General features: G+C 69.3%; 7 protein-coding genes. 2 read left to right on the forward strand and 5 right to left on the reverse strand.

The annotated features are described in order from the left end of the window. From MJ797_RS22260 to MJ797_RS22280, 5 genes are all read right to left on the reverse strand, one after another. Window positions 1–1,078 (reverse strand): integrase core domain-containing protein (locus MJ797_RS22260; RefSeq protein WP_239340681.1); only part of this gene is annotated, 1,078 nt, incomplete at its 3' end. 23 nt (window positions 1,079–1,101) lie between these two features. Then, window positions 1,102–2,253 carry a recombinase family protein gene (locus MJ797_RS22265; protein WP_239340683.1) on the reverse strand — a complete coding sequence of 384 codons (1,152 nt, stop codon included), beginning with the start codon at window positions 2,251–2,253 and terminating at the stop codon, window positions 1,102–1,104. 131 nt (window positions 2,254–2,384) lie between these two features. Next, window positions 2,385–3,224: a hypothetical protein gene (locus MJ797_RS22270; RefSeq protein WP_239340685.1), complete on the reverse strand. Its 840-nt coding sequence runs from the start codon at window positions 3,222–3,224 to the stop codon at window positions 2,385–2,387. After that, a complete protein-coding gene (locus tag MJ797_RS22275) occupies window positions 3,221–5,209 on the reverse strand; it encodes an NACHT domain-containing NTPase (RefSeq protein WP_239340718.1) in 1,989 nt (662 codons plus the stop codon). The genes MJ797_RS22270 and MJ797_RS22275 overlap by 4 nt, the downstream gene beginning before the upstream one ends. Next, window positions 5,206–5,592, reverse strand: a complete 387-nt coding sequence (locus MJ797_RS22280) for a hypothetical protein (protein WP_239340720.1) — start codon at window positions 5,590–5,592, stop codon at window positions 5,206–5,208. Before MJ797_RS22280 ends, MJ797_RS22275 begins: the two co-directional genes overlap by 4 nt. Before the next feature lie 152 nt (window positions 5,593–5,744). On the opposite strand from MJ797_RS22280, the gene MJ797_RS22285 reads away from it, so the two are divergent. Beyond that, window positions 5,745–6,833, forward strand: a complete 1,089-nt coding sequence (locus MJ797_RS22285) for a transposase (protein ID WP_255739388.1) — start codon at window positions 5,745–5,747, stop codon at window positions 6,831–6,833. After that, on the forward strand, window positions 6,740–7,093 hold the full coding sequence (locus MJ797_RS22290) for a transposase (protein ID WP_239340722.1): 354 nt from the start codon (window positions 6,740–6,742) through the stop codon (window positions 7,091–7,093). The genes MJ797_RS22285 and MJ797_RS22290 overlap by 94 nt, the downstream gene beginning before the upstream one ends. Window positions 7,094–7,789 lie beyond the last annotated feature (696 nt).

The raw sequence follows: 7,789 nt of genomic DNA on the forward strand, positions 1-7,789 counted from the left end.
CATGGATGATGCCGCCGAGGCGGTCACGTCTACGAATGTCGAGACGCGTGACCGTGGCCAGATCGGTGATCGGTTCCGGCAGCGGCTGTAGGGGTCTGGCGTTCGAGATGCTCCGGTGAGGACGGTGCGCGTTGTGATGCTGCTCGTACTGGTGCAACGCGTGCAGCAGGTGCGCCTGGTTCCAGATCAACATGCGGTCCAGCAGCTCGTGGCGGCAGCTCTGGATCCACCGCTCCATGATCGCGTTCATCCGTGGCATCCGGACACCGCTGAGCACGACCTCGATACCGATATCGGCGAGGATCGCGTCGAACGACGCCGGGTACCTGACGTCCCGGTCACGGATCAGGAATCGTGCCCGGCATCCCGCGTCCTGGAGGTCCATCGCGAGGTTGCGCACGGCCTGGGTCACCCACGTCGCGGTCGGATGCGCGGTCGCGCCCAGCACCCGTACCCGCCGGCTGGCGTGCTCGATCACCGCGAGGACGTATAACCGCGTGCCGGTCAGCGTCACCGCTTCGAAGAAATCGGCGGCGAGGATGGCCTCGGCCTGGGAGCGCAGGAATCCGGCCCAGCTGTCCGCGGTCCGCTCAGGCGCCGGGTCGATGCCGGCGTCCTTGAGTATCTCCCAGACCGTTGACGCGGCGACCTTGATACCCAGGACGAGCAGCTCACCGTGGATGCGCCGGTACCCCCACGAGCTGTTCTCCCGGGCCAGGCGCAGCACCAGCGCGCGGACCGACCGTACAGTGGGCGGGCGGCCGGCACGCTTGGGGCGGGGGATGCGAGCATGGTGTGTGGCGATCAGGTCGCGGTGCCAGCGCAGGATGGTCTCGGGGCGTACCAGCAGCCGGATCTGGCGTAGCACGGTGCGGGGGAGCCGGTGGGGCAGCGCGGCGAGGAAGGCCCGGTCCGCGGGGGTGAACCGGACCTTCTGGCCGCGTAGTTGCCGTTCGAGGATCATCACCTGGTGGCGCAGGGCGAGGATCTCCGCGTCCTTGGCCCGGTCGCTCATCGACAGCAGTCGCAGTATCGCCAGCGCGTTGGTCACGCCGAGGTAGGCCAGTCGAAGCAGCATGAGGCATCCTCGCCCGGTGGCCGTCAGCGATACGACCAGCATGGGAACGTTGATGACGGCAAGATCATATTGTTGCGGTCAAACCGGCCGTGACCAGGGCGGACGGTATTGTCGGCACCCGCAACGTCGAGGTTGCGGTTGAACGTGGCCGGTGCGCTCTGCCCCCACCGGCCGGTGAACCAGTCAGCGAGCCGGGCCGCTGTATCGGGGGTCTCGACGTCGGCGACCGCGGTCGCGGCGCCGAGGTGGTCTCGCAACTGGCGCAGGGTAGAGGTGTAGACGCGGCGGGTGCCGACGGTCTCAGGATGGTCCAGAGTTGCCAGGTACGCCGCGACTGCCTCGCCCACTGTCCGCGCCGTAGTGCCACGGTGGTTCGACGGCTCGGTACTGTTGATGTCCGAAGTCGTCTGCACGGCGCGGCCTGGTAGACGGAGCTGAGTGTAGAGGAGTACGGGCATCGGGCTGGTCCGGATTCCTCTACACGACTCGTCGGTCTGACCCAGAGTCCTGTGCCGACGGGCACGGGCCATGACGTCGGGGCGGGTACCTGGGTGGGCAGGTTGGCGAGGTGCCGGTAGATGGTGGGCCGGGTGACGCCGAACTCGGCGGCGATGGCCGGGACGGTGTGTACCCGGCCTCCGTCCGGCCCGGTCTCCTGGCATATCTCCTGCGCGATCCTCGCTCTGGCGCGGGGTGAGCTTGGCCTTCTGGCCCCCCGTAGGGCCGCGGGCGCGGGCGGCTTCCAGACCGTCACGGGTGCGTTCGGACATCAGCGCGTGCTCGAACTCGGCGATTATGGCGCTGAGGATCTGGAAGAACATCCGGCCGACGGCGGTAGAGGTGCCGATGCCCTGGTCGAGCACGATCAGGTCGACGCCGTGCTCCTGCAGCTGGGCGGACAGACCGATGAGGTGTTCCAGGCTGCGACCGAGCCGGTCGAGCTTGGTGGCGACGAGCTGGCCACCACGTCGGGCGACCATCAGGGCTTTGTCGAGCTCGGGTCGGCGGGCGAGCTTGCCGGACGCCTTGTCAATGAAGATCTGCTCGCAGCCGGCCGGGAACTCTCGGGTTGTTTGTCTCGGGCACGACGACGCGTGGGATCCGACCGACCAGCGGCTCAGCGCCATCTCCGGGGCCGAGGGCCGGTCCGCCGCCGGGGAAACGTTGTTGGGCATCACGGCTGGGCGCGCGCGACCGGGCTGAACCACTACGACGAACCCCGGTTCACCGTCCGGTACAACGGGCTGCGCCCGGCCACCAACGCCGATCGGCCCGTACGGCGCCCTCGTAGGCCCGACCTGACCAACTACTGGGCCATGATGGCCGCGACGGTCTCCGCCGGGCGTTCGACGATGGGAATGTGCCAGTCACCATGCCGCCCAGGGATTTCCTCGGCGACGAGCCCGGGGTAGACGATCCGCCAGCGAGCCATAGCCCGGTCGACCCGGATGAGCGGATCTCGGTCGGCGTTGGCGGCGTGCAGGTAGACGACGCGGGACGGCTGCCGGACCGGGCCATGCAGGACGAAGCCGTTGATGTAGTCGGCCTCGGAGGTTACTGCCGGCATGCCGGCTGCGGCCGTGCGGTGTCGGGCGCTGGCGATAGCGTCGCGGTCGGCGTCCGGCTCGGGGTCCGGGCGGGTGCCGGGCAGGCTCGCTAGGAGACGCCAGATCCCGCTGGCGATGGGTCCCCCGCGGTAGGCCCGAGCGGGCGCGAACGACCAGCCGGGCCGGCGGACGTCGTCGGGTGAGGCCGGGGCGGTATCGAGGACGAGTTCCACCGGTATCCCGAGATCGTCGGTGTCCTGCAGCACGTCATGCGCGCACATCCCGCCCATGGAGGCGCCGTAGAAGATGATCCGCTCGGGCCGGAGACTGCGGATGCTGGGCACCAGGGTCGTCCGGATCGCCTTGGGGTCGACGCCCCGCTCCGCGTACTGGACGAGCAGCAGTCCGGTCGACGGGTCGAGGTGCGGCGCGAACGCCCGGCCCACCTCGGCCGCCGGCATCAGGTAGCCCGGAAAGACAATGATGAGCGTCGATAGTCGGCCGGACTGCGGCGGGACGGAGACGAGGCTCGCCTCCCGCCCGGTCCGGTAGAAGGCCCCGGCGGCCGTATCGACCGCGATGAGCAGGGCCACGGTCACCGCGACGATCGCCGGCCGTCTCCTCGCGCGGCGAGCAGTTCGTGGAGGCTGCTGTGTCGGAACTGGAAGTACGCCCCCGTCTGGCGGAGGATCTGCTTGTCGTGGGCGTCCTCCAGAAAGCTCCATACGCGCCAGGGTAGGTGATCGCACAACGGCATCCAGGCCCGGACGAGTACCAGCCATCGCCCCCACGCCGTCGTCCCGACGCCCCACGCCAGTCCGATGGCCGCACCGACGAACACGCCCCGCGCCGGCCCGAGAACCGCGCCCGCGATCAGCGCGAACGGGACGCCGATGATCGAGGCCTGGACGATCGCCCATAGCCGGTTGGCGTTGAGCAGTTGCCGCGGGGTTGCGATGTCGCTCGTGGATTCGCCCTCGACCGCAGCGGGGATCGCGAACGCAAGGCCGAACACGCAGCTGTAGAGGATCCAGCCCAGATACCCGCTGTCCAGGACGTGGAAGTAACCGAAGACCAGTGCGATCACGGCCCCGCCGACGAGGGACCCGCCAGCGCCGAGCCGCAGCTCAGTCCAGACCGTCTTGGCGCGGTTGCCGAGCTCCCAGCGCCGGATGAGCCAGGTGAGGAAACTGCCCGGCAGGGTGCCCGCCGCCGCCGCGAGCGGCAGCGTCCACACCCCTACGGACAGCACGAGTGTCCGACCCAACGCACCGACGCACACCCCGCCGACCAGCCCAGCGCCGAGCAGCGCCACGGCGTACCTTCGGCGTCCGCTCCACCCGATCTGCAGGTGGACGGGCCTCGGCGTGCGCGTCACCGAGATCCCGAACACGGCAACGAGCAACAGCGCTATCACGGCCGCCGCGCCCTGCACGAGCCAGTCAGTCACCAGGCCGAGCGCCGCGGCGGGGATTCCCAGGGCGATGATCCGTGCGGCCGGTGGCACGGACGATCCAAGCTGCCACCAGGCGAGCTCTCCCTTGGGCATTGCGCGGGCCAGTGCCGCGATCCATGCCGGACCGCGCCGACTAAAGGCGCCGTTCGGCTCGTTGTGGTAGCGGCTGGGCACGAACCGGGCCAGCAGGTGCTGTTCGATCGCGTCGGCGCCCTCTAAGCCGGCGAACTGTTCCCGGGCGAGATCCTGGCCGTAGACGCGGGCCAAGCTCGCCATCAGCGGCGACGACAGAGCCCGGCCGAGCCCGGCGGGGTCGTCCCGCAGCGCCTCACGCCAGGCGCCCTCGTCTTCGTCCCGGCCGAGGTAAGCCGCTGCTTCACGCGGGCTGAGCGGCTCCAGTTCGGCGAACACCGCAGCCGCCAGCGGCCCGGCGGACTGGGCAGCCTCCTGGTACTCGTCGGGACGGCTCGCGACGACGAGCGCAGTCCCCACGTTGTTGAGACCCCTCCAGGCGAGATGCCGCAGATCTGCGTTGATCTCGTCGAAGCTGTCGAGGACGGGAAGAATCCGGCCTTCAGCGAGCAGCGCGTCAGCCAGCCGCTCCTCAAGGAAGGGGTAGCCCAGCGTCAACCGGGCGATGATCCAATCGGTCAGTGTGCCGCTTCTAGGTGTCCACGCGCTGAGGTTGACGACCACCGGGACGGCCGTCCTGCTCTCGCCCTGGTCCCGCAGCAGGTCGCGGACCAGCCGATAGAGGAAGACCGACTTGCCGGATCCGGACTTGCCGATCAGTATCAGGCGCCCGTGCGCAGCCTTCCGATATAGGTCGATGGGTCGGTCGCCGGTTGTCCCGTCGCTGGCTCGCCAGGTCACCGCGAGCTCGTCCGGTCGTCGGTCGCCCAGGTCGCCCAGAAGCTTGTTGCTCTCCTTCAGAACCATCGAGGCGAGCGTGTCGGCCGCCCAATCGAGCTCCTCGGGCCGGGTCCGCGGACGGGAATGGTACTCGACCGTGACATCGCCCGTGGTACCGGTGTTGGCGAACCCGCCATTGGCGGCCGACGCGTTGCCGGAGCTGGTGACGGTGGTTGGCTCAGGCGTCGTGTGTGGTGGGGTCTGGCGGGTGGTCATGGTCGCCGACTGCGCTGGATACCGGTATTGGCCACTGAGCCGGGCCCGTCGGCGATCGCGTCCCCCGAGCGCGTGACCTGTGCCGGCCGGTCGTTCCCGGCCCCCTGCAGCCCGGTGTTGGCTCGCCCACCACCGGTGGCGTTGGCCCTGCCGGTGTCGTCGACCCGTTCCGCATCAGACATCGACGCATCTTCCCGCTGGAGCGGGGGCAGCAGATACGGTGCCACCAAAGCGGCCAGCGCCAAAACGGCGCCGATGCTGCTGGCGACCTTGGCGGCCTTGTCAAGTCCGACTACCACGAGGTAGACCGCCAGCGCGGCGACGATCACGCCGAAGACGCCACGTCCGACCCACACCCACCGCAGTCGACGAACAGTTGCCACCGTCGCTCCCCTCATTGCGCCTCTAGCCTCGGCTATTCACCCGAAAGATCCTTGATTTTTATAAAAAGATAACCCGGTGACAAGAAAGTGCCCCTGACCTAGGAGAATACGGGTGTCGAAGCTCGTATCGCGCCAGAGTCGAGAGGCACTTTCTGGGTGGATCCTACGAGGCGGCCGACGGGGTCGGGCTGAGCGGCCGGCTCTCGGCGGCCCTGCCAGGGGCGGACGCCGAGCGGACCCACGACCGGGGCCGGGTGTTCACCGACATCGCGGTGGCCATCGCCGACGGCGGCACCCGGATCACAGACATCGCCACGGCGGGCGATCAGGAGGAGCTGTTCGGGGCGGTGGCCTCGGTCCCGACGGCGTGGCGGGCGCTGCAGGCGGCCGGTGAGGAGGAGCGGCTGGCTGCGGTCGCGGCGGCGCGGGCCGCGGTGCGGGCCCACGTGTGGGAGCAGATCACAGCCCGGCACGGGCGGATCCCGCCGTGCACGGTCGCCGGCAAAGACCTCGGCGACATGATCGTGATCCGGCTGGACGCCTCCATCGTCATCGCCCACTCCGACACAGAGCTCGCGGACCGGACCTTCACGAAGACCGTCGGCCACCACCCGCTCACGGCCTGGTGCGACACCACCGGCGAACTGCTGGCCGTCACGCTGCGCCCGGGCAACGCCGGGTCGAACACCGCCGCCGACCATATAGAGGTACTCACGGCCGCGATCGCCCAGATCCCCGCCCCGTACCGCAGGAAGCTGCTGGTCACCGTGGACGGCGCCGGCTCCACCCACGCCCTGGTCGACGTCATCGCCAAGCTGCACGCCGACCCCGACAACGGGGTGGAGATCCACTACGCGGTCGGCTTCGACCTCGACGAGCGGGGCCGCACCGCGATCGGCACGGTTCCCGCCCGGGCGGGGGAGCCCGCCTTGGACGCCGAGGGCACGCCGCGCAAGGGCGCGGCGGTCGCCGAACTCACCGGCCTGTACCCCACCGACTCGCATGGCGACCGGTTGAAGGGCTGCCGGAGGACATGCGGTACTGGCCCGCAGGGAGCGACCGCACCCGGGTGCGCAGCTGTCGCTGTCCGAACTAGCACGAGGGCCACCGGTTCCAGCTCACCGCCACCAACTTGCCCCGCGGGCAGGTGCAGTTTCTCGAGGCCTGCCACCAGGCCCAGGCCAGGGTCGAGGACCGGATCCGCTGCGCGAAGGAGACGGACCTGCGCCGGCTGCCGTTGAAGAAGTTTGTGATCAACAGCGCTTGGTGTGTCGCGGTCGGCCTCGCCTGCGACCTACTGGCCTGGTTCGTCCTGCTCGCCCTCGACGGCGAGTCGGCCAAGGCCGAGCTGAAACGGATCCGCTACACGCTGCTGCACACCGCCGGGCGGATCGTGCGCGGCCAGCGTCGGCGCACGCTGCGCATCCCGCAAACCTGGCCCTGGGTCGAGGCGCTGCGTGCCGCGTTCGCCAGGGTCCTCGCCCTCCCGGCCCCGACGTGAGCCCCCGGCCCCGCCGCCCCGACCAGACGAGAGGAACCCCCGGCCCGTGGAGCCGGCGCCCACCCGGGCGGACCGGGCCTCCGCCGTGCCCGCACCCCGAAACGAACATCAAAAATGGTGGCCCGGGAGATCGAAGCGATCTATAGGCCCGGCATAAAAAATCGAGGCTAGGCATCACCATGGCACGGTGTCGCCACTCGGACAACCACCTTGCAGCTGGATTTCGTATCTTCATCAGTGTCAACTTTACTTTGATCGACAAAATGTTATCCATGCCGTGGACGCCAATCGCGCCGGGGTGCCGAAGAAGGTCCCAGCGGGTGCGCCTCTGCACCCAGGGCGGGTTGCGGACACGGCGAGAGTCGATCATCTGATCGTAGGGCGAGCATGGCGGCGATGGTGCAGGGCCGGCGGTGAACTCCGCAGCGGTGAGACCGATGGGCCAAAGCGGACACGGCAGCCAACTCGGCCCGCGTCCGCGGCTTGTTTTCGAGGGCGAGTTGCACCGACTCCCAGTCCATCGCGTCACTGCTGGCCTCGATCAACCGGATGAGCTCAGGATCGGCGAGCAGCCGGCACGCCGGAACCGCGGAGAAGCTGGTCGAGGACCGCGGAGGACCGCTCGCCCAAAGCGCGGACCGACACGATATCGATGTTGATGGTAGATCGGCTGCGGGGGCGGGGGAGATCGACGGT

Origin of the sequence: Protofrankia sp. CiP3 (assembly GCF_917627345.1) — a bacterium.
In the GTDB taxonomy this organism is placed as follows: Bacteria; Actinomycetota; Actinomycetes; order Frankiales; family Frankiaceae; genus Protofrankia.

Excerpts from the sequence above, each read along its gene's own strand:
- MJ797_RS22265 (WP_239340683.1), bottom strand. The coding sequence starts at position 2,253 with ATGCCCAACAACGTTTCCCCGGCGGCGGACCGGCCCTCGGCCCCGGAG.
- MJ797_RS22275 (WP_239340718.1), bottom strand. The coding sequence starts at position 5,209 with ATGACCACCCGCCAGACCCCACCACACACGACGCCTGAGCCAACCACC.